Source organism: Kitasatospora sp. NPDC057936, assembly GCF_042887525.1.
In the GTDB taxonomy this organism is placed as follows: domain Bacteria; phylum Actinomycetota; class Actinomycetes; order Streptomycetales; family Streptomycetaceae; genus Kitasatospora.
On record NZ_JBHVPD010000071.1, the window covers coordinates 35,920 to 56,510 of the forward strand.

Below are 20,591 nucleotides of genomic sequence, written 5' to 3' on the forward strand. Positions count from 1 at the left end.
GTACGGTGATCGGCATGACGGACGTTCGGATCGTGGACCTGCCCGACGTGGCGATCGCCTGCCGTGAGAGCGGCCCGCCCGACGGGCCGCCGCTGGTGCTGCTGCACGCTCTCGGCGAGCGGGCCTCGGACTGGGACGGCGTCCTGCCCGCGCTCGCGCCGGGGCACCGCGCGTACGCGCTCGACCTGCGCGGGCACGGCGACAGCGGACGCGCCGCCGTCTACAGCCTGGAGGCCATGCGCGACGACGTCCTCGCCGTGCTCGACGCGCTCGGGCTCGACCGGGTCGACCTGGTCGGCCACTCGATGGGCGGCGCGGTCGCCTACCTGCTCGCCCAGGCGCGTCCGGAGCGGATCGGCCGCCTGGTGCTGGAGGAGATCCCGCCGCCGTTCCCGCGCCCGGCGAGCGCCGTGCCGGACGCGCCGCAGGAGCCGGTGGACTTCGACTGGGCGGTCGTCCGCCCGCTCAAGGCCCAGGTGGACACCCCCGACCCGGCCTGGCGCGAGGGCCTGCGGCGGATCACCGCGCCGACCCTCGTGGTGGCGGGCGGTCCGACGAGCCACGTCTCGCAGGAGCGGATCGCCGACCTGGCCGCCCTCATCCCGGACTGCCGCACGGTCACCATCGACGCCGGCCACCTGGTGCACGCCGCCCGCCCGGCCGAGTACGTCGCCGCCGTGGCGCCGTTCCTGGCGGTCTGAGCGGTCTGAGCGGCCTGGCGGTTTGAGTGGTCCGAGTGGCCTGAACGGTCTGACGGCGGCGCCCTCCGGCTCTCTCCCAAGCCGGCGCCCTACCCCGCCGGCTCCGGCGCGACCGACGCCGGGGTGAGCGGCAGGGTCGCGGTGACCCGGAAGCCCGACCGGTACGGCGTCGCGGAGAGCTCGCCGCCGAACAGGGCGATGCGTTCGGCGAGTCCGATCAGCCCGTGGCCGGTGGACAGCTCGCGCCGGGTGGCGGTGCAGTGGCCGGCCCCGTCGTCGACCACGTCCAGGTGCAGCACGTCGGTCCAGGTGATCCGGACCGCGGCGTGACTGCCCGGCCCCGCGTGCTTGGTGATGTTGGTGACGGCCTCCTGCACGAGCCGGTAGGCGGTCAGGTCGACGCTCTCGTCGAGGTGCGCCGGCGTCCCCTGCACCTCCAGGTCGATCAGCACCCCGGCCCGGCGGACGTCCTCCAGCAGCGGGGCGAGGTCCGCGAGTCCCCTGCGCCGGACGCCGTCCTCGACGGGCGCGTCGGCGGTGCGCAGGAGGCGCAGCAGGCGGCGGAGTTCGGCCATGGCGCCGCGGCCGAGGTCCTCGATCCGGGTGAGGGTCTCCTCGGCGCGGGGCGGGTCGGCGGCGGCCGTGGCGCGGGCGGTCTCGGCCTGCATGACGATGACGGCCACCGCGTTGGCGACGATGTCGTGCAGCTCGCGCGCGATCCGGACGCGTTCGTGGGTGACGGCCAGGCGGGCGCGGGCGAGCGCGAGGCGGTCGTGCTCGGCCGCGGCGGCGGTGGCCCGGCTCCACCGGCCGACGCCCCAGGCGGCGATGGTGAGCGGCAGGTAGAACGCGAGGGCGGTGACGAGCGCGGCCGTCCGGTAGCCGGGTGTGCCGAGGCTGGTCAGGATGTCCGCGGTGTCGAGGCCGATCGGCACGGCCGTGAGGGCGAGGGCGGTGAGGGCGGCCGGGCGGCGGCACAGCCGGGCGACGGTGTACAGCGCGACGAGAATGCCGAAGTACGGCGTGAAGTGGAAGTCGGTGAGGATGGTGAGCACGCTCGCGCCGGCCGCGAGCGCCCAGACGACGAGGTACACCGCCGTCGGCCACCGCCGCCGGAACAGCAGGGCGACGGCCTCCGGCAGGGCGAAGGCGGCGAGCACGAGCCGTGCGGGCCAGCTCGTGCCGGGGGCGATCGGGTCACCGAAGAAGAAGGCCTCGGGGACGATGACCGCGAGGGCGAGGGCGGCGTCCTGCACCCGGGCGGACCGGATCCACCGGCGGGTTCCGGCCGGGACCTGTTCGGGATCCATCCGGTCGGGCTCCTTCCCTCAGCCGCCGGTGCCGGTCAGCACCTGGGCGGGCAGTTGACGCTGATGCAGCAGATCCCGGCGGCGAAGACCGAGACGTCGCTCGCGGCGAAGCCGGTCCACCAGTCGTCCCCGGACCCGGGGGCGGGCGCCGACGGCGGACGGGTGACCGGGTAGCCGAGCTCGGCGAACACGGCCCACAGGTCGCCGCCGTGGCGCCGGACGCTGTCGACGAGCCCGTCCGCCGTGGTGCTCGCGGCCGCCGGGGCCTGGGCGGACGGCGAGGCGAGCGAGAGGACGGCGACCGCGGCCCGGACGCCGTCCACGGCGACCGCGGCCAGGCTGACCCCGGCCACCCGGAGCGCCTCGGCGCCGTCGCCGGGGTCGGGGGCCGGGCCGAGCCGCACGAGGTAGCGCTGCCAGGGGTCGCCGACGGTCCTCGGCGGATCGGGCACGAGCACGCTGCGCGGACCGGCGAGGATGCCGTGGGCGAGGGCCGGGCCCGCCGTGCCGCCGGGCCCGATGAGGTGCACGGTGGCGCCCACCGCGGGGGACTGGGTGGAGTGGTCGTTCATGGCGGAGTCCTGGGGGTGAGGGTGCCCGGGGCGGGCATCGGCCGAACGCGTGTCCGGTCCAGTCCTAACCCGCCCGCTCCCGGGCCGCCCCCAGGGGGCGACCGCCCGGGTGAGCTCGCGAGCGGGGTCGTGCGTGCCGCCGGGAAGTCGCCCGGGGCGGCCGTCGTTCGCGTACGTGGCATGCCCCCACGGTGGACCGCCCCCGGTCCCGGGCACCTGAGGCCCTCGTCCCGGCGCGGTCCCGGTCACCCACGGCGACCCCGGATCGAAGCGCTCAGACCCCCGGCTCCGACGGCAGCCGCCCGCTGCGCACCGCCGCGACCAGGTCCGCGTGGTCGGCCTCCGTGCGGTCCGCGTAGGCGACCGCGAAGGCGGCGACCGCCTCGTCCAGCGCCTCGCTCTTGCCGCAGTAGCCGGCGAGGACGCCCGGGTCGGCGGTGTGCGCGTGGGCCCGGGCGAGCAGCGCGCCGGTGATCCGGGCGTAGTCGTCGAGCTGGCCGGGCAGCAGCGCGGCCGGGTCGACGCTGCCCTTGCGGTTGCGGAACTGCCGTACCTGGTAGGGCCGTCCGTTCACCGTGGTCCAGCCGAGCAGGGTGTCGCTGACCACCTGCATGTGCTTCTGGCCGAGCACCACCCGGCGGCCCTCGTGCGGCTCCGGGTCCGTGACGGCGAAGCCCGCGCGGGCCAGGTGGGGCAGGAGTACCGACGGGCGGGCCTCCTTGACCTGGAGCACGAGCGGCTGGTCCCGGTGGTCGGTGAGCAGCACGACGTACGAGCGGGTGCCGACGCTGCCGGTGCCGACCACCCGGAACGCGACGTCCTGGACCCGGTGGCGGGCGAGCAGCGTGCGCACCTCGGCGGGCACGGTGTCGACGTACGGGCCGAGCGATTCGGCGACCGCCGCGGCGAGCTCGCACGGCAGCTCGGTGAGCACCGGGGGAGCGGCGGTGAAGCGCCAGGCGCCGTCCGCCTCGCGGACGGTGCTCTTGGCGGCGAACCGGGCGCTGGTGTTGCCCAGCGCCTTGGCACCGACCTTGCGCAGCACGTCGGCGAGGTCGTGCGCCTCGGCGAAGGAGACCAACTGCTCGTCGGCCACGGCGTTCCAGGCGTCGAGGGCGGGCAGCTTGGCGAGCGTGCGCACCGTGCGGCGGTAGGCCCCGGCCACGTGGGCGGCGGCCTGGCGGGCGGTGGTCTCGCTCGCCCCGGTCTCGCGTCCGGCCAGCACCAGGCTGGTGGCGAGGCGCTTGAGGTCCCACTCCCAGGGGCCGGGCACGGTCTCGTCGAAGTCGTTGATGTCCATGACGAGTTGGCCGCGGGCGTCGCCGTAGAGGCCGAAGTTGGCGGCGTGCGCGTCGCCGCACAGCTGGGCGCGGACGCCGGTGACGGGCGTGCCCGCGAGGTCGGCGGCCATCAGTCCGGCGGAGCCGCGCAGGAAGGCGAACGGGGTGGCGGCCATCCGGCCGACCCGGATCGGGACGAGGCGGGGCAGCCGGCCGGCGTTGGAGGCTTCCAGGGCCTCGACGGCGGTCGGCCGGTCGGCCGCGGGGGCGAACAGCGCGTGCTCCTCGCGCGGCACCCGCCCGCGCAGCGCCTTGCCGCGCTCGCGGGCGCGGGTGTCGTGGTGCCGGGCGAACCCGGGGACGGCGAAGCGCCGTTGGGGCTTCCCGTCCGTGTCTGCCGTGGCCTCGTGCACCGCATCGGTCACCTGTGTCACCGCTTCCCGCCCGCCCTTCGTCGCTCCCCCGCCCGGCGACGTGCGCGAACGGCCTGCGAGTGGAGTGACGTTCGAACGGAAGCGGTGGTTCCAGCACGTAGCATCGGTCGCGTGAGCGATCGACGGGGGAGCCTGCGGGTGCGGGCGGCGGCAGTGGTGGCGGCGGGACTGACGGTGGCGGCAGGGCTGGGTGTCCGGTCCGTCGCCGCCGGGGAGTTCGCCAAGTGTGCGGGGGACGCGCTCTACACCGTGCTGGTGTACGCCCTGGTGGTGCTCGTGGCGCCCCGGGTGCGCCCGGCCCGGGCGGCCGTCGTGGCGGCGGCGCTGAGCTGGGCGGTGGAGCTGTTCCAGATCACCGGCGTGCCGGACGACCTCGGGCGGCGCAGCACGCTCGCCCGGCTGGTCCTCGGCTCCACGTTCAACCCGCCCGACCTGTTCTGGTACCTGGTCGGTGCCGCGTCGGCGTACGCCGCGCACCGGGTGCTGCGGCCCCGGGAGGTCGCGGCACCCGGCAGGTGACCTGTCGTCAGAGCGGCATCAGGTCCGGGCGCTTGGGCTCGACGTGGTCGCCCGAGGACTCGCCGCGCAGGCGCCGCCCGACCCACGGGATCAGGAACTCGCGGGCCCACTGGATGTTCTCGCGCCGCTGGTCGGCGGCGGACAGGTGCGGAGCGGTCGGCCACGGCGCCTGCGGGTCCTCGTCGGTGCGCAGGCCGAGCGAGTTGGCGGCCAGCAGGGCGACCCGCTGGTGGCCCTCGGGGGACAGGTGCAGCCGGTCCTCGCTCCAGGCGCGGCGGTCGTGCACCGAGCGCAGCGACCAGAGGTCGGCGACCTTGCAGCCGTGCCGGTCGGCGACGGCGCGCATGTGCCCGTTGTAGGTGGCGATCTTGCCGCGCAGGTGCTTGAGCAGCGGGACGTCCTTGGTGTCGAAGCCGGTGCAGATGAGCACCGTGCCCGCGGAGTCCGCGAGTTGGGTGACGGCCCGCTCGAAGCGCTCGGCCACCTCGTCCGGGTCGCTGCCGGGGCGCAGGATGTCGTTGCCGCCGGCGCAGAAGGTGACGAGGTCGGGCTGGAGGCGGCGGACCTCGGGCACCTGCTCGGCGGCGATCTGGTCCAGCAGCCGCCCGCGGACCGCGAGGTTGGCGTAGCGGAACTCGCCCTTCGGCTTGCTCACCGCGAGCATCCCGGCCAGGCGGTCGGCCCAGCCGAAGAAGGCGCCGTCGAGCCCGGGGTCGTTCAGGCCCTCGGTGAAGCTGTCGCCGAGGGCGGCATACGAACTGATGTCAAGGGTCTCCTGGAGATTCGGCATGAAGAAGATAGTTCACCTAATCAAGTGACCTACGCCACCGTAGGTGACCCTTATGCCGACGTGACATCGGCCACGTTGGTAAACCCCGTGGTGATCAGGCGCGTTCGTGAAGCACAAGACGCCCGCCCCCTTCCGGTTTCCGGCCCGCGCGGACGAGGGTGGAGGTGCGCGGCCGCTCGGCCGCCGTCACCCCCCCCGGGAGCCCTCCATGACCACGACCCCTCCCTCCGGCGTGCCCGGAGACTGGACCGTCGACGACCGCTGCTTCAACTGCGACGCCGCCCGCCAGCTCGCACCCGGCCTGATCCGCGAGCGCGACGGCCGCTCCGAACTGGCGCGCCAGCCGCGGGACGACGCCGAACGCCGGCAGCTGTACTCCGCCGCCCACGCCTGCCCCACCCGCTCGATCCGCCCCGCCGGCGGCCGGCTCGAACCGGGCACCGACCCGTTCCCGCTGGCCCTCGACGACGGGCTGCTGCTGCTCGGCCACAACTCCCCGCGCACCGCCGGCGCCAACTCCTACCTCCTGCGCCGCCCGGACGGCTGGATCATGGTCGACACGCCCCGCTTCGCCGAGTCCCTCGCCGCCCGCTACGCGGCTCTCGGCCCGGTCACCGACGTCCTCCTGACGCACCGTGACCACGCCGAGCACGGCCGCGCCTGGGCCGACCGCCTCGGCGCCCGGCTCTGGATCCACGAGGGCGACCTGGACGCCGCCCCGACCGCCGACCGCGTGCTGCGCGGCACCGACCCGGTCGAGGTCGTCCCGGGCGTCGTCGCGCACCCCTTCCCCGGCCACACCCGCGGCAGCGTGCTCTACCTCGCCGACGAACGCCACCTCTTCACCGGCGACACCCTGCACTGGTCCCGCACCGACGAGGACATCGCGGTGTTCGAGACGATCGTCTGGCACTCGGTCCTGGAGCTCTCCGCGTCGCTCGACCGCACGGTGGACGCGCTGCGCTTCGAGTGGCTGCTGCCCGGCCACGGCGAGCGGCGCCGGATGCCGACCGAGGAGGCGGCCCGCCGGCTGCGTGCCCTCGCCGAGCGCTGCCGGACGCTGCGCCCGGCCCCGGTCGACTTCGCGGCGGTCCGCTGGTGACCCGACCCGACCCGACCCGGCCCGACCGGGGATGCCCGGCCAGGCCCGGGACGGTGCGTGTGCGCCGGGGCTCGCGCCGGTTGCGCGGGGGAGTGCGCCCGGCGGGGAGGGCTGCGCGGGTGTGCGGACGGCGCTGCCTGGGCAGCCGCAACAGGACCCGAACACCCTTGCTGTTCAAGGACGGTAGAGACATGCCACGTCTGACCCCGGAGCGCACCGCCCGGCCGCGGCACTACCTGATGTGCCGGCCGACGTACTTCACCGTGGACTACGCGATCAACCCCTGGATGGACCCGGCCCAGCCCACCGACACCGCGCTCGCCATCCGCCAGTGGGAGCGCCTCTACTGGCTCTACCGCCGCCTCGGCCACACCGTCGAGCTGATCGAGCCGGTGCCCGGCCTGCCCGACATGGTGTACGCCGCCAACGGCGCGACCGTCCTGGACGGCCGCGCGCTGGTCGCCACCTTCCGCTACCCCGAGCGCGCCCCCGAGTCCTCCGCCTACCAGGACTGGTTCCGCGACCGCGGCTACCACGAGGTGCGCCGCGCCGGGCACGTCAACGAGGGCGAGGGCGACCACCTGGTGGCCGGGCGCCGGGTGCTGGCCGGCACCGGCTTCCGCACCTCGCGCGCCGCGCACGCCGAGGCGGGCGAGGTGTTCGGCGTGCCGGTGACCACCCTCACCCTCGTCGACCCGCGCTTCTACCACCTGGACACCGCGCTGGCCGTCCTGGACGACGACCAGGTCATGTACTACCCGGAGGCGTTCGACGCCGACAGCCGGGCGGTGCTGCGCGCCCTGTACCCCGACGCGATCCTGGCCGACCGCGCCGACGCCGAGGTCTTCGGCCTGAACGCCGTCTCGGACGGGCGCCGGGTGCTCCTGCCGGAGGCGGCGAAGAACCTGGCCGGGCGGCTCGCGGACGAGGGCTACGAGCCGATCCCGGTCGACGTCTCGGAGCTGCTCAAGGGCGGCGGCGGGGCGAAGTGCTGCACGCTGGAGCTCAGGCCGGCGTAGCGCCCGTGACCAGGAGGACGTCGAGCCCGCGCGGCCCGTGCACGCCCTCGACCCGGTCGGGCTCGATGTCGCTGGTCGCGGACGGCCCGGAGATCCAGGTCTGCGGCCTGCGGCTCGCCGGGCCGAGCCGGGCCGGCGCGAGCGGGACGGAGGCCACGACCTGCTCCGGCGCGCGCACCACGCACACGTGGTGGTCCGGGACGAGGGTGAGCGGCCCGTCACGACGCTGTCGACGGCGTCCAGCACGATCGTCCCGGTCTCGGCGATCGCGAGCGCACAGCCCGTCACGACGCTGTCGACGGCGTCGAGACGGGCGGTGGTGAGCGTGGAGTCAGTCGGCGGGCTCAGGCGCCGAGCCAGAGGTCCGGGCCGAAGACCTCGTAGTGGATGTCGGCGGCCGGGACGCCGGCGGCGAGCAGCTGGCCGCGCACCGCGCGGAGGAAGGGCAGCGGGCCGCACAGGTAGGCGGTGGCGCCGGCCGGGACGTCGACGGTGGTCAGGTCCACCAGACCGGTGCGGTCGGCGGGCCACTCGCCGAGCGGGCGCTCGTAGAAGACGTGGGCGGTGGCGTCCGGCAGTTCGGCGGTGAGCCGGGCGAGGTCGGCGCGGAAGGCGTGGGCGAGCTGGTCGCGGTCGCCGTGCACCGAGACGACGGCGCGGGTGGAGCCGGCGTCGGCGAGGTGGGCGAGCATCGCGATCATCGGGGTGTTGCCGATCCCGGCGGAGACCAGCAGCACCGGGCCGTCGCCGTCGGCGAGGGCGATGTCGCCCATCGGGGGTGCGAGTTCCACGGTGCCGCCGGCCCGCAGGTGATCGTGCAGGTGGCCGGAGACCTCGCCGCCGGCCTCGCGCTTGACGCTGAAGCGCAGGGCGCCGGCGGCGGTGCCGGAGAGGCTGTACTGGCGGATCTGGTGGGCGCCGTCGGGCAGTTCGGTGCGCACGGAGACGTACTGGCCGGGTCGGCCGGTGGGCACGGGCCCGCCGTCGGCGGGCCGGACGAGGTAGCTGGTGACGTCCTCGGTCTCCTGATGGCGGGCGACGACGGTGTACGGGCGCCAGAGGTCGGCCGGGTCGCCGTCGGGGCCGGCGGCCTCGGCGCGCAGCCGGTCCTCGATGGCGATGAGGGCGTTGGCCATCAGCCAGTAGACCTCGTCCCAGGCGGCGGCCACCTCGGGGGTGACGGCCTCGCCGAGCACGTCGACGATGGCGGCGAACAGGTGCTCGCGGACGACCTTGTACTGGTCGCTGGAGATGCCGATCGACACGTGCTTGTGCGCGATGCGGGCCAGCATGGCGTCCGGCCGCTGGTCGGGGTGCGCGATCAGGGCGCCGGCGAAGGCGGCTATCGACCCGGCGAGGGCCTGGCGCTGGGTGCCGTTGGCCTGGTTGCCCCGGTTGAACACGTCGCGCAGCAGCTCGGGGTGCGCGGCGAACAGCCGGTCGTAGAACCGCGGGGTGATGTCGCCGATGGCGGCGCCCACGACGGGCAGGGTGGCCTCGACGACCTCGGCGTTCTTGGCGGACAGCATCAGGCTCGCTCCAAATTGGTATCTGAGATGCATATTAAATGGCGCGCCGGAGTGCGCCCCGAGGGGGCGGCGATCGGCGGGCGGGTCGGTCAGTCGGCGGGTCTGGCGGAGAGGCTCAGCAGCACCGGTCCGGTGGGGGAGGCCACCAGGTCGTCGATGCAGAGCGGGTCGAGCGCCGCGAAGAAGGCCTCCTGCGCGGTGCGCAGCGCCCCGCGCAGCCGGCACGCGGCCCGCAGCGGGCAGGGCGGGTCGTCCTCGCAGCCGACGACGTCGCCGACCCCCTCCAGTTCGCGGAGCAGCAGGCCGAGCGATCCGGTCCGCCCGGCGAAGGTGAGCACCAGCCCCCCGCCCCGGCCGCGCCGCGCCTCGACCACGCCGAGGTGCTGCAGCCGGCTGACCACCTTGGCCGCGTGGGTGTACGGCACGCCGACCGCCTCGGCCACCTCGCGGGTGGTCGGGTTCGCCGCCTCGTCGAGGACGGCCAGCCGCATGGCGATGCGGAGGGCGATGTCGGTGCTCTTGGTCAGCCTCACGTTCGGAACGCTAGCGAATACGACTCCAGAACTCCAATTTCTTGCACGCGCGGTCCGGAGCCCGGCCCGGAGCCCGTCCGGAGTCCGTCCGGAGTCCGTCCGGCGCCGATCCGGGCCGGCGGCCGGGGGACCCTACGCGCGGGCGCCCCCCGACGCCCCCGTTTTGGGCCGCCTCTTACCGTCCTCGCACCGAACTTTCGGTCGAATCTGAACAGTTGGCGACATTAGCGGTCACTTCCTGACGGGTGATCGGAACGGCTTCTACGCTTCGTGCGGCTCCGGACGCGGAGCGGATCGGCGCCTGCGGCGTCACCCCCATCACCCGACATTCCTGGAGAGAATCCGTGAACACACGTCGTGCAGCGCGCCGTACCTGGCCGGGCCTTGGCCGCGGAAGACGGGCCACCCGCGGGCCTCGGTAACACCCGCGCCCGGGGCCGGCCGCCCCCCCCCCGGCCCGACGGCGACGCACACACCCGGGAGCCCGCGCCAGTGCCGTGCCCGCGGGGGCCCGCTTTCGCCGGGCCCAGGGTCGCGGGGCTGTCCCAGCCGGGCGCGGCGCAGGCCGCCGCGCCCGCGCCCGTCGTCACGGCCACCGTGCCGGTGGCGCCCTACCCGGCCGGGGTCGCGCTCACCCCGGACGGCGCCCGGGCGTACGTGACCAGCCAGAGCAGCGGCACGGTGAGCGTGCTCGACACCGCGGGCGGCACGGTGGCGGGCAGCTTCACCGACGGCACCGGGTCCTACGCGGTCGCGCTCTCGCCGGACGGAGGCCGCGCCTACCTGACGCACCACCTGGACAACACCGTCAGCATCGTCGACACGGCCACCAACACCGTCTCCGCGACCGTCCCGGTCGGCACCCAGCCGTGGGGCCTCGCCCTGTCGGCGGACGGCTCGCGGGCGTACGTCGCCAACGCCGGGGCCAACACCGTGAGCGTGCTGGACACGGCGGCGAAGGCGGTCACCGCGACCGTGCCGGTGGGCGCCGAGCCGCACGGGGTCGCCGTCTCCCGGGACGGCAAGAAGGTCTACGTCGCCGCGTCGAGCGGGCAGGCGGTGAACGTGATCGACACCGCGAGCAACACGGTGAGCGCCACGGTCCCGGTCGGCCACGGCGCCTTCGGCCTGGCCCTGAGCCCGGACGGCAGCAGACTGTGGGCCGCCAACGGTGACGACAAGACGGTCAGCGTGATCGACACCACCACCAACGCCGTGGTCTCCGCGGTCACCGTGGGCACCAACCCGTACGCCGTCGCCCTCTCCCCGGACGGTGCCACGGCGTACGTCTCCAACTACACCGACAACACGGTCAGTGCGGTGGACACCGCGAGCCGCACCGTCACCGCGACCGTCCCGGTCGGCACGGCGCCCTACAGCCTCGCCGTCAGCGCCGACGGGCGGCGCGGCTACCTCGCCGACTTCACCGCCAACGCCGTCAGCGTGCTGAACTTCCCGCTGCCCGTGCCCGTCGTCACCGGGATCAGCCCGGCCACCGGCTCGCAGGTCGGCGGCACCACGGTCACGATCACCGGCACCGACCTGGCCGGCGCGACGGCGGTGAGCTTCGGCGCGGCCGGCAACGCCTCCGCCTTCAGCTGCACCAAGACCGGCTGCACCGCAACGGCCCCGGCCACCACGGCCACCGGCCCGGTGGACGTCCAGGTCACCACGCCCGGCGGCACCAGCGCGGCGGTGGCCGCCGACCGCTTCACCTACGCCGCCGCCAGCGCTCACCTGGGTGTCGCGCTCGCCGCCACGCCGGTGACCGGCCTGGCCGGCGGCCGGGTCGACTACACGATCACGCTCACCGGCCAGGGTCCCGACCCGGTCACCGCCGCCACCGTCGGCGCCGCCCTGCCGCCCGGTCTGCCCGCGACCTCCAGCGACTGCGCGGTCGCGAACGGCCAGCTCACCTGCACGCTCGCCGCCCCGCTGGCCAAGGGCGCGACCACCACGCGGCACTTCTCGGTCGGGCTCGGACTGTTCAGCGGCGTCCAGAACTTCGCCGTCACGGCCTCCCGCACCTCCGGGACGCCGGCCGACCCGTCGCCCGCCACCGCCCGGGACACCCGTAGCTGCACGGCGGTCTTCGCACTGCTGATCACCTGCAGCTGATCCACGAGCACGAGAGGCCCCGCCACCCGGAGGGAGGCGGGGCCTGCGCTTTCGCCTGCGCTTTCGCCTGCGCTTTCGCCTGCGCTTTCGCCTGCGCTGGACGAAACGTCCAGACTGGACGTACAGTCCAAACATGCCCGCCGAATCCCCCGACCCGCGCCTGCGGACCTGGTCACCGGTCTGCCGCGCGGTGGCCCTGCTCCTCGGGCCCTACGCCGAGGTGGTCCTGCACGACGCCGCGACCGACACCGTGCTCGGCATCTGGAACCCGATGTCCGCCCGCGCCCCCGGCGACCCGTCCCTCCTCGGCGAGCTCGACGAACTCGAACCGGCCGCCGACGGCGTCTACGGCCCCTACGAGAAGCTGCCGCCCGACGGCCGCCGCCTCTCCTCCGTCAGTGCCGTCCTGCCCGACGACGCCGGGCGGCCCTCGGCGGTGCTCTGCGTCAACCTCGACCGCGGCCCGCTCGAACAGGCCGCCGCGCTGCTGGCCGGCTTCGCCGCCCCCACCGCCCCGCGCCCCGAGCCCCTCTTCGAGCGGGACTGGACCGAGCGCATGAACGACGTCATCGGCGGTTACGTCCGCGCCCACGGCCGCCCGCTCGAACGCTTCGGCCGCGAGGACCGCCTCGCCGTCCTGCGCGAGCTCGACGCCGCCGGCGTGCTCGCCGTGCGCCGCGCCGTCCCCGCCGTCGCCACCGCGCTGCGGGTGTCCCGCTCGACCGTCTACACCCTGCTGACCGACCTCAAGCACGAGAGCGAGGCCTGAGCACGATGACCAGGCTCCCCGACTTCCGCCTCGAAACCTACTTCTCCCGCTGGGAGTTCACCGCCCGCCACCACCTCACCGCCTCCGACGCGGAGACGATGACGATGGCCGAACTCCTCGCCCTCGCCGATCCCGAGGACCGGAAGGCCTGGGACACCCTCGCCCTCGGTTACACCGAGACCTTCGGCGACCCGGGGCTGCGCCGCGCGATCGCCGGCATGTACGAGGAGGTCGACGCCGACGACGTCGTCTGCTTCGGCGGCGCGCAGGAGGGCCTCAACCTGGCCATGCAGGTGCTCCTCGAACCGGGCGACCACGCCGTGGTGATCACGCCCAACTACCAGTCCGCGGAGACGGTCCCGCTCTCGATCTGCGAGGTCACCGGCGTCGCCCTCGACGAGCGGCAGGACTGGGCGCTCGACGTCGACGCCGTCGAGGCCGCGCTGCGCCCGAACACCCGGGTCGTCTCGGTCAACTTCCCCAACAACCCGACCGGTGCGCTGATCGACGCGGCCGACCTGCGCCGCCTGGCCGAACTCTGCGACGAGCGCGGCATCCGCCTGTTCTCCGACGAGGTCTACCGCGGCCTGGAGCGCGACCCGGCCCGCATCCTGCCGCAGGCCGCCGACCTCTCCGCGCGCGCCCTCTCGCTCAACGTCACGTCCAAGTCGCTCGGCCTGCCGGGCCTGCGGATCGGCTGGATCGCCTGCCGGGACCGGGAACTGCTCTCCCGGCTGGAGCGGGCCAAGCACTACACCACGATCTGCAACTCGGCGCCGAGCGAGGTCCTGGCCCGGATCGCGATCAAGGCGCGCGAGCCGATCCTGGCCCGCAACCGCGCCCTCATCGCCGCCAACCTCCCGCGGTTCGACGCGTTCTTCGCCGAGTTCGCCGACCTCTTCGAGTGGCGCGCCCCCGAGGGCGGCTGCGTCGCCTTCCCCCGCTACCTCGGGGCGGACGGCGTCGAGGAGTTCTGCACCGGCCTGGTCGAACAGGCCGGCGTCCTGCTGCTGCCCGCGAGCATGTACCGCTCGGAGCTGACACCGACCCCGGCCGACCGCTTCCGCGTCGGCGTCGGCCGCCGCGACCCCGGCCCGGCGCTGGAGGCCTTCGCGCACTGGCTGCGCACGCGGCGGTAGGGCCCGGTCGACGACGGCGGGCCGGCCGTGGCGCAGACCATCTTCAGGTCGGCGGTGACGACGCGCGGGGTGACCGCCTTGGCGGAGCCGAAGCGGACGGTCGTCGCGCTCGCGACCGTCTCCCACGGGCTGCCCCACGCCTTCTGCGTCCTGACCTCGACCTGGACGAGCGTCAGCTGGCCCGGGTCGGCGGAGACCTGGGCGACACCGGTGATGCCGGCGGTGTCCGCCTCCTGCCAGACGCACGGGCTGTTGAGCACGGCGGCACACGCCACCGGGTTGTTCTCGGACGTCGCCGTGGCGGCCGTGGCAGCCGTGGCAGGCCCTGCGGTCAACGCCGCTATCCCTGCCACCGTCGCCAGCACAGCTGCGATCCGAGCGCGCATGATCTCAACCTCCTTGAAAACAAAGGGAATCTCACGGAGCGAGATGAGTCTTGCACGGATCGTGGTCATGTTTCGTGTGTGTTACGTCACACTCATGGTGACCGTTCAACTACGTGCAGCAATATCGTGGCCGAACGTTCGGCGTGCGGACATGCCCGCGATGCGGCGACGTGTCCTTCGGATGTGATGAAGCACCGATGAAACGTGCTGGTCGTGTGCCGGTTCACTCGTCCGGGTGGCGGCGTGCCGCGGGGCCTGATCGGACGGATACCATCGACCCGACCCACGGAGGTGGCGCGTGGACACGGTCATCGTGCAACTGCCCGACCGGGCAACGGCGGTGGCGCCCGGCGGGCGGCCCGGACTGCTGCGGATGGGCCCCGGCGAGACGGCGGTGTTCGGACGCGGCGAGCCCGGCCGGGCCGTCCCCATCCCGCTGCCCGACCAGGGCGTCTCCCGCCGGGCCGGCGAGATCACCGCGGCCGAGGACTACTGGCGGCTGTCCAACTTCTCCGCCACCGCCACCTACGTCGTGGAGAACCTCGAAGGCGCCGGCGAGCACGTCAAGGTCGCGCCGGGCCGCCTCGGCGCACCCGTGCCGTTCGAGTTCTCCCGCGTCCTGCTGCCCGCGCTCGGCGAACCCGCCTCCTTCAAGGTCTTCGCCCCGCAACACGCCTACCTGGAGGGCGAGTCGGACGGCACCGACGGCGAACGCACCGTCAGCCCGTTCGCCCTCGACCCCACCGCCAAGTACTTCCTCGTCCTGCTCGCGCTGTGCGAACCCCGCCTGCGCTCGCCCTCCGCCGCCACCGTGCCCGGCGCCACCGACGTCGTCACGCGGCTGCGCGCCCTGCCCTCCTGCCACGGGCTCACCCGCTCGGCGGTGAACTACCACATCGACTACCTGGTGTTCACGAAGCTGCGGCTGCGCGAGCCCTTCGACGACGACCGCGGCGGCGGCAAGCGCGAGGAACTCGCCGCCCTCGCCCTCAAGTTCGACCTCGTCCGGGAGGAACACCTGGCCCTGCTCCCGCCCCGGCACCCGGCCGCCCGGCCGTGAGCCCCGCCCGGCCCGAGCACCGGCCGATCGACGTGCCGGACGGCTACCCGGTGGCCGGCTACCGGATCGGCGAACTCCTCGGCGCCGGCGCCTGGGGCAGCGTCTACGCCGCCCACGGCCCCGACGGCGCCCAGGCCGCCGTCAAGCTCCTCGGCCCCGCCCGGCTCAGCCCCGGCCAGCGCGGCGCCATGGCCCAGGTGGCGCACAGCGAACTGCGCTTCAGCAGCCGCGCCGACCACCCGTACCTGATCCGCACCCTCGCCGTGGCCACCGTCGACGACCCCGCCCACCCCGCGCTCGACGGCGCCCTCGCCCTCGTCATGGAACGCGCCGCCCGCAGCCTCCAGGACGTCCTCGCCGCCGCGAGCCCCGGCCGGCCCGTCCCCGGCGCCGACCGCATCCTCACCCAGGTCTGCGCCGGCCTCACCCACATGCACCGCGCCGGGTGGGTCCACGGGGACCTGAAACCGGCCAACATCCTCCTCATGCCCGACGGCACCGCCAAGCTCGCCGACTTCGGCCTCACCGCCGAGCTGGAGGGCACCCACGCCTACGCCCCGCCGCTCGGCTCGCCCGACCACGTCCCGCCCGAGTGGTGGTCCGAGCGCACCGGCGCACGCGGCGTCGCCCTGCGCCCCAGCACCGACGTCTGGGCCTTCGGCGTCCTCGCCCACCAGGTGCTCACCGGCGGCCTGCACCCGTTCCTCGGCGCCACCGCCCGCGCCCGCTCGCTCGCCGCCCAGGCGTACGCGCGCGGCGCCGCGCCGCTGCGGCTGGACGAGGCCCTGCCCGGGCGCTGGCGCGCCGCCGTCACCGCGTGCCTGGCCGCCGACCGCGAGGACCGGGCCCGCGCCGACCTCGCCGCGCTCGTCGCCGCCGCCACCGCCCGCACCGGCGCCCGCCGGCTGCGCCGGGCGACGCTCGCCGGGCTGACCGCCTGCGTCCTCGTCGTCCTCGCCCTGACCGGCCGCCCCGAGCCGAGCGGCGCGGCGCCGCCCGCCGCGCCCCCGCCGCTGCCCGGCGCGATCCCGGCCGGGTCCGACGTCCCGGCCGCCTACCGCGGCATGATCGAGGACGCCGCCCGGCGCTGCCCCGAACCCGAGGTCACCCCGGCCCTGCTGGCCGCGATGCTCAAGGCCGAGAGCGGCTTCGACCCGAACGCCGCCCGCCCCGAGACCGGCGAGTACGGCATCGCGATGTGGACGCCCTCGGTGTTCAACGCGTGGAGCAAGGCCGCCGCGCACCCCGGCCCCAAGGACTACATGGACCCCGGCGACGCGATCGCCGCCATGGGCAACTACGTGTGCTGGCTGGATCAGCAGATAAAGCACCACGGCTTCACCCGGGACCTGCCCGCCCTCGTCGCCGCGGCCTACCGGACCAGCGACAAGACCGTGGCCGCCGCGGGCGGCGTCCCGGACCGGGTCCGGGCGCACGTCGACCGGGTGCTGGAATACCTCCACGACTACGGCGGGTAGCCGGGCAATTCGGGATGAACCGGGTCACATTCCCCGCCGGACCGGCGCGGGCACCCGGCCCGGTGACGCTCCGTCTGGGATCCTCGCGGAATGATCACGAAGCTGCGCGCGGGCGCCGCGCAATGGACCGTCGTCGTTCCGGTGCTGGCCTTCGTCGTCCTGGCCCTGACCTGGCACCGCGACCTGCCCGGCTGGGTGGTGGGCGTCGTCGCCTGCTTCCTCGCCGGTGCGGTGCTGTCCGCCGTCCACCACGCCGAGGTCATCGCGCACTGGGTCGGGGAGCCGCTCGGATCACTCGTCCTCGCGGTGGCCGTCACGGTCATCGAGGTCGCGCTCATCGTCACGCTGATGGCCGACGGCGGCGACAAGTCCGCCACCCTGGCCCGGGACACCGTCTTCGCCGCCGTGATGATCACTTGCAACGGCATCCTGGGGCTGTCGATCCTGGTCGCCGCGCTCAAGTACCGCACCGCCGTCTTCAACGCCGAGGGCACCGGCGCGGCCCTCGGCTGCGTCGCCACCCTGGCCACCCTGAGCCTCGTGCTGCCGACCTTCACCACGAGCTCCCCGGGCCCGCAGTTCTCCACCACCCAGCTCACGTTCGCGGCCACCGCGTCGATCGTCGTCTACGGGCTGTTCGTGGCCACGCTCACCGTCCGTCACCGGGACTATTTCCTGCCGGTGACCGCCGAGGGCCGGGTCCTCGCCAAGGAGGACGAGGAGGACCACGCCGCCCCGCCGACCGTCAGCGGCGCCGCCGTCAGCCTGCTGCTGCTCGCCGTCGGGCTGGTGGCGGTGGTCGGCCTCGCCAAGGGCGTCTCGCCGACCATCGAGTCGGCGGTGTCCTCCGCCGGGCTGCCGCACTCGGTGGTCGGCGTCGTCATCGCGCTGCTCGTCCTCCTGCCGGAGACGATCGCCGCGCTGCGGGCCGCGCTGCGCAACCGCGTGCAGACGAGCCTCAACCTCGCCCTCGGCTCCGCGCTGGCCAGCATCGGCCTGACCATCCCGGCCGTCGCCATCGCGTCGACCTGGCTCAGCGGCCCGCTCCACCTCGGCCTCGACCCGGCCCACATGGTGCTGCTCACCCTGACCGTCGTGGTCGGCACCCTGACCGTCATCCCGCGCCGCGCGACTCCCCTCCAGGGCGCGGTGCACATGGCGATCCTGGCCGCCTACGTCGTCCTCGCGGTGAACCCGTGACGGGCCGCCGTTCGTAGATCCCGTTGGGAAGTCCCCGGCGCCGCCCGGTGTGGGCGGGAGGCGCCAGGGACTCACCGTCTCCGCGCGACCGCTCAGGCGGTGCGGCGGCGGCGGGCGTAGACGAGGGCGGCGCCGCCCACGACCAGCGCGGTGCCGGCGCCCGCGTACAGCAGGGTGCCGTCGCTACCGGTCTGGGCCAGCTTCGGGCCGTTGGCGGCCGGGGCGCCCTTGATCGGCGTCGGGACGCTGACCTTGGCCGGGACGACCAGCGGCTTGGCCGGGTTGACCGCGGTGGGGGTCGACGGGGTCTGCACCGGCACGGTGGCGGTCGGCGCCGGGGCCGACGGCGAGCCGCTCGGGGCGGTGGAGGGGGCGGTCGACGGGGCACCGGTGGCCGGGCCGCCGGCGGCGGGGGTGGTCGGCGCGGCGGTGGGCGACGCCGACTCGGCCGGCTTGGTGGCCGGGGTGGTCGGCTTGTCGCTCGGCTTGTCCGAGGGCTTCTCGGAAGGCTTCTCGGTCGGCTTGTCGCTGGGCTTCTCCGACGGCTTCTCGGAGGGCTTCCCGCTGGGCTTCTCGGAGGGCTTGTCGCTCGGCTTGTCGCTCGGCTTGTCCGAGGGCTTGCCGGTGGCCGGGGTGCTCGGCACCGCGGTCGGGCCCTTCGACGGGGCCTTGCCGCCGCAGTCGACCTTGAAGACCTTGTGCTTCGGGTTGTCCAGCGCCGGGTCGTCCTCCGGGATCTCGCCGTTGACGAGGGTCACGGCGGCCCAGTAGAGCTTGTACTGGCCGTCCGGCAGGTTGATGTCGTCGGTGCGGACGTCACCGTTGGCGTCGACCGGCAGGTCGCCGTACGCGACCATCTGCTCGTCGTCGCCGTGCACCGAGGCGATCATCCAGACGATGTCCTGGTTGGCGTCGAAGCCGAACGAGTCCAGGTAGAAGGTGCAGACCTTGGGCTCGTTGCGGGTGTCCTCCTGGCCGGTGGAGGCGTCGTGGATCTTGACGGTGCCGTTGTTGCCGGGGGCGTTCTTGCCACCGGGGGCGGCGTGGGCGGCGGGGGAGAGCAGCAGGAGCGCGGCGGCGGTCGGGACGGCCACGAGCGAGCGTGCGGCGGTGGAGCGGATGTGCATGGCGTTCCATCGGGTGTGGCAGGCCGGGACGAGCCTGCACGGTGGGGAGGGAGCCCACGGCGTGTTTCGGCCAGCTGGCCGAAAATGTACGACGGTAGGTGCGCAAAAGCTCCCTCACCCGGAATCCGGACGCAAGGAGCGTTTGCGTCACTTGTCCGATATCGACACGAACTTCCGACTAGTCCGTCGCAACGATCGGATCACCGGGTTGTGGTGAAGCCGTGTCCGTCCCGCGATGCGGCCCGCCGCACGCGTCCCCGGCGTGAAGTGCGAGGATGGCTCCCGACCGCCCCCGACGGCGGACCTCCGCCGAGCGGCCGCCCCCGCACCCCAGGGCGGCCCGACGAACCGGGCACACGGCGACGAGGTCCGCACTGCGTACCCCGGCAGGCACTCCGGCGCGGCGTCTCCCTGCCCGCACCCCTCCTGCGAAGAAGACGCATCGCGATGCACCGCACCCCCGGCCCTGCCCAGGGCCCCTCCGTCCACGCCCTCCCGCTGCGCGCCGCCGCCGTCCTCGGCACCGGCGGCCTCCTGCTGACCGGCTGCGGCAGCGGCACCGCCGATCCCGGCGCCCAGGCCGACCTGCGCGCGAGCCTCCCGAAGGCGGTCAAGGCCGCCGGCGTCCTGCGGATCGGCTCCTACCTCCACTACCCGCCCGTCGACTTCCGGGACACCGACGGCAAGCCGGCCGGCCTCGACCCGGAGATCGCCACCGCCGTCGGCGACTACCTCGGCCTGCGCGTGGAGTTCACCGACCTGCCGTTCGAGCAGCTGATCCCGGCCGTCCAGACCAAGAAGATCGACCTGGCGATGTCCGCCGTGATCGACACCAAGCAGCGCCAGCTCGGCGCCGCCGACGACGGCCACCAGGCCGACCCGGGCGTCGACTTCGTCGACTACTTCACCACCGGCACCTCGATGGTCGTCAAGGCCGGCAGCCAGCTGTCCCTCACCACCGTCGACGACCTGTGCGGCCACACCGTCGCCGTCCAGCGCGGCACCCTCCAGGACGACTTCGCCACCCGCCAGCAGGGCGCCTGCCCGCGCACCGGCAGGCAGCTCAAGGTCGACCGCTTCGACAGCGACGACCAAGCGCTCGCCGAGGTCGCGAGCGGCGCCGCCGTCGCCGACCTGAACGACTACCCGGTGGCCCAGTACAACACCACCACCCCCGCCAGGACCGGCAAGTTCCAGCTGGCCAACACCCACTTCCTGCAGTCCGGCCCGTACGGCATCACCGTCGCCAAGGACGACACCGGGCTGCGCGACGTCGTCTCCAAGGCGCTCGACCAGGTGATCCTCGGCGGCGGGTACGACAAGATCCTCGCCAAGTGGAACGTCACCACGGGCGCCGTCGCCAGCACGGTCGTCAACGGCGGTCTGTGATCCGACGGCCCCGGGCCTGTCTTCAAACCCCCGCCTGCCGTGCGGCGTCTGGGCACGCACCTCGCCGCGTTGTCGTCGGTCGCCGATGCTCCGCATGGACTCCCTCCTCCGCCTTGCGATGCACGCACCCAGACGC

The 20,591-nt window shown here is 74.5% G+C and carries 19 protein-coding genes and 1 pseudogene; 12 read left to right on the forward strand and 8 right to left on the reverse strand.

Annotated features, from left to right (window positions below; genetic code table 11):
* Positions 1-14: 14 nt before the first annotated feature.
* On the forward strand, positions 15-701 hold the full coding sequence (locus ACFVU9_RS30735) for an alpha/beta fold hydrolase (protein WP_380499440.1): 687 nt from the start codon (positions 15-17) through the stop codon (positions 699-701).
* 89 nt (positions 702-790) lie between these two features.
* Here ACFVU9_RS30735 and ACFVU9_RS30740 read toward each other — a convergent pair whose 3' ends face one another.
* The 3 genes from ACFVU9_RS30740 to ACFVU9_RS30750 form a co-directional block, all read right to left on the reverse strand.
* Positions 791-2,011: a sensor histidine kinase gene (locus tag ACFVU9_RS30740; protein ID WP_380444941.1), complete on the reverse strand. Its 1,221-nt coding sequence runs from the start codon at positions 2,009-2,011 to the stop codon at positions 791-793.
* A 35-nt stretch (positions 2,012-2,046) separates the two neighbouring features.
* Positions 2,047-2,583, reverse strand: a complete 537-nt coding sequence (locus ACFVU9_RS30745) for a hypothetical protein (protein ID WP_380444940.1) — start codon at positions 2,581-2,583, stop codon at positions 2,047-2,049.
* Between the two features lie 274 nt (positions 2,584-2,857).
* Positions 2,858-4,288, reverse strand: coding sequence for a DUF2252 domain-containing protein (locus ACFVU9_RS30750; protein WP_380444939.1), 1,431 nt, complete (start codon positions 4,286-4,288; stop codon positions 2,858-2,860).
* 120 nt (positions 4,289-4,408) lie between these two features.
* Between ACFVU9_RS30750 and ACFVU9_RS30755 the strand changes: the two genes are divergently transcribed.
* On the forward strand, positions 4,409-4,816 hold the full coding sequence (locus ACFVU9_RS30755) for a DUF2809 domain-containing protein (protein WP_380444938.1): 408 nt from the start codon (positions 4,409-4,411) through the stop codon (positions 4,814-4,816).
* 7 nt (positions 4,817-4,823) lie between these two features.
* Here the strand turns inward: ACFVU9_RS30755 and ACFVU9_RS30760 are convergent, their stop codons facing one another.
* On the reverse strand, positions 4,824-5,606 hold the full coding sequence (locus ACFVU9_RS30760) for an SGNH/GDSL hydrolase family protein (RefSeq protein WP_380444937.1): 783 nt from the start codon (positions 5,604-5,606) through the stop codon (positions 4,824-4,826).
* Positions 5,607-5,814: 208 nt separating this feature from the next.
* Between ACFVU9_RS30760 and ACFVU9_RS30765 the strand changes: the two genes are divergently transcribed.
* Together ACFVU9_RS30765 and ddaH are read left to right on the forward strand one after the other, a co-directional pair.
* A complete protein-coding gene (locus tag ACFVU9_RS30765) occupies positions 5,815-6,708 on the forward strand; it encodes an MBL fold metallo-hydrolase (protein WP_387598975.1) in 894 nt (297 codons plus the stop codon).
* Between the two features lie 191 nt (positions 6,709-6,899).
* Positions 6,900-7,727: a dimethylargininase gene (gene ddaH / locus ACFVU9_RS30770; protein WP_387598978.1), complete on the forward strand. Its 828-nt coding sequence runs from the start codon at positions 6,900-6,902 to the stop codon at positions 7,725-7,727.
* On the opposite strand, the pseudogene ACFVU9_RS30775 reads toward ddaH, so the two are convergent.
* The 3 genes and pseudogenes from ACFVU9_RS30775 to ACFVU9_RS30785 all read right to left on the reverse strand — a co-directional run.
* Positions 7,714-8,048, reverse strand: a pseudogene (locus ACFVU9_RS30775) (lactate utilization protein C); the annotation flags it as partial. The gene ddaH and the pseudogene ACFVU9_RS30775 sit on opposite strands and share 14 nt — an antisense overlap.
* A 23-nt stretch (positions 8,049-8,071) precedes the next feature.
* Positions 8,072-9,256 carry a globin domain-containing protein gene (locus tag ACFVU9_RS30780; RefSeq protein ID WP_387598981.1) on the reverse strand — a complete coding sequence of 395 codons (1,185 nt, stop codon included), beginning with the start codon at positions 9,254-9,256 and terminating at the stop codon, positions 8,072-8,074.
* A gap of 89 nt (positions 9,257-9,345) precedes the next feature.
* Positions 9,346-9,789 carry an RrF2 family transcriptional regulator gene (locus tag ACFVU9_RS30785; RefSeq protein WP_380444933.1) on the reverse strand — a complete coding sequence of 148 codons (444 nt, stop codon included), beginning with the start codon at positions 9,787-9,789 and terminating at the stop codon, positions 9,346-9,348.
* A gap of 492 nt (positions 9,790-10,281) precedes the next feature.
* On the opposite strand from ACFVU9_RS30785, the gene ACFVU9_RS30790 reads away from it, so the two are divergent.
* The 7 genes from ACFVU9_RS30790 to ACFVU9_RS30820 all read left to right on the forward strand — a co-directional run bounded on the left by ACFVU9_RS30790 (position 10,282) and on the right by ACFVU9_RS30820 (position 17,939).
* Positions 10,282-11,907 carry a beta-propeller fold lactonase family protein gene (locus tag ACFVU9_RS30790; RefSeq protein WP_387598985.1) on the forward strand — a complete coding sequence of 542 codons (1,626 nt, stop codon included), beginning with the start codon at positions 10,282-10,284 and terminating at the stop codon, positions 11,905-11,907.
* Positions 11,908-12,040: 133 nt separating this feature from the next.
* A complete protein-coding gene (locus tag ACFVU9_RS30795; protein ID WP_387598988.1) occupies positions 12,041-12,676 on the forward strand; it encodes a transcriptional regulator in 636 nt (211 codons plus the stop codon).
* A gap of 5 nt (positions 12,677-12,681) precedes the next feature.
* Positions 12,682-13,815 carry an aminotransferase class I/II-fold pyridoxal phosphate-dependent enzyme gene (locus tag ACFVU9_RS30800; protein WP_380448429.1) on the forward strand — a complete coding sequence of 378 codons (1,134 nt, stop codon included), beginning with the start codon at positions 12,682-12,684 and terminating at the stop codon, positions 13,813-13,815.
* A gap of 27 nt (positions 13,816-13,842) precedes the next feature.
* A complete protein-coding gene (locus tag ACFVU9_RS30805; protein WP_387598991.1) occupies positions 13,843-14,388 on the forward strand; it encodes a hypothetical protein in 546 nt (181 codons plus the stop codon).
* Positions 14,389-14,499: 111 nt separating this feature from the next.
* Positions 14,500-15,261, forward strand: a complete 762-nt coding sequence (locus tag ACFVU9_RS30810; protein ID WP_380448425.1) for a serine/threonine protein kinase — start codon at positions 14,500-14,502, stop codon at positions 15,259-15,261.
* Positions 15,258-16,739, forward strand: coding sequence for a serine/threonine-protein kinase (locus ACFVU9_RS30815; RefSeq protein WP_387598994.1), 1,482 nt, complete (start codon positions 15,258-15,260; stop codon positions 16,737-16,739). The genes ACFVU9_RS30810 and ACFVU9_RS30815 overlap by 4 nt, the downstream gene beginning before the upstream one ends.
* Before the next feature lie 90 nt (positions 16,740-16,829).
* Positions 16,830-17,939, forward strand: a complete 1,110-nt coding sequence (locus tag ACFVU9_RS30820) for a calcium:proton antiporter (RefSeq protein WP_380448422.1) — start codon at positions 16,830-16,832, stop codon at positions 17,937-17,939.
* 92 nt (positions 17,940-18,031) lie between these two features.
* Here the strand turns inward: ACFVU9_RS30820 and ACFVU9_RS30825 are convergent, their stop codons facing one another.
* On the reverse strand, positions 18,032-19,066 hold the full coding sequence (locus ACFVU9_RS30825) for an LPXTG cell wall anchor domain-containing protein (RefSeq protein ID WP_387598997.1): 1,035 nt from the start codon (positions 19,064-19,066) through the stop codon (positions 18,032-18,034).
* A gap of 447 nt (positions 19,067-19,513) precedes the next feature.
* On the opposite strand from ACFVU9_RS30825, the gene ACFVU9_RS30830 reads away from it, so the two are divergent.
* A complete protein-coding gene (locus tag ACFVU9_RS30830) occupies positions 19,514-20,455 on the forward strand; it encodes an ABC transporter substrate-binding protein (RefSeq protein WP_380448418.1) in 942 nt (313 codons plus the stop codon).
* Positions 20,456-20,591 lie beyond the last annotated feature (136 nt).

What these genes read in the sequence shown, in the direction of transcription:
- ACFVU9_RS30745 (WP_380444940.1), bottom strand. Translation starts at nt 2,583, where the DNA reads ATGAACGACCACTCCACCCAGTCCCCCGCGGTGGGCGCCACCGTGCAC.
- ACFVU9_RS30795 (WP_387598988.1), top strand. Translation starts at nt 12,041, where the DNA reads ATGCCCGCCGAATCCCCCGACCCGCGCCTGCGGACCTGGTCACCGGTC.
- ACFVU9_RS30735 (WP_380499440.1), top strand. Translation starts at nt 15, where the DNA reads ATGACGGACGTTCGGATCGTGGACCTGCCCGACGTGGCGATCGCCTGC.
- ACFVU9_RS30765 (WP_387598975.1), top strand. Translation starts at nt 5,815, where the DNA reads ATGACCACGACCCCTCCCTCCGGCGTGCCCGGAGACTGGACCGTCGAC.
- ACFVU9_RS30830 (WP_380448418.1), top strand. Translation starts at nt 19,514, where the DNA reads ATGCACCGCACCCCCGGCCCTGCCCAGGGCCCCTCCGTCCACGCCCTC.
- ACFVU9_RS30825 (WP_387598997.1), bottom strand. Translation starts at nt 19,066, where the DNA reads ATGCACATCCGCTCCACCGCCGCACGCTCGCTCGTGGCCGTCCCGACC.
- ACFVU9_RS30800 (WP_380448429.1), top strand. Translation starts at nt 12,682, where the DNA reads ATGACCAGGCTCCCCGACTTCCGCCTCGAAACCTACTTCTCCCGCTGG.
- ACFVU9_RS30740 (WP_380444941.1), bottom strand. Translation starts at nt 2,011, where the DNA reads ATGGATCCCGAACAGGTCCCGGCCGGAACCCGCCGGTGGATCCGGTCC.
- ACFVU9_RS30820 (WP_380448422.1), top strand. Translation starts at nt 16,830, where the DNA reads ATGATCACGAAGCTGCGCGCGGGCGCCGCGCAATGGACCGTCGTCGTT.
- ddaH (WP_387598978.1), top strand. Translation starts at nt 6,900, where the DNA reads ATGCCACGTCTGACCCCGGAGCGCACCGCCCGGCCGCGGCACTACCTG.
- ACFVU9_RS30780 (WP_387598981.1), bottom strand. Translation starts at nt 9,256, where the DNA reads ATGCTGTCCGCCAAGAACGCCGAGGTCGTCGAGGCCACCCTGCCCGTC.
- ACFVU9_RS30760 (WP_380444937.1), bottom strand. Translation starts at nt 5,606, where the DNA reads ATGCCGAATCTCCAGGAGACCCTTGACATCAGTTCGTATGCCGCCCTC.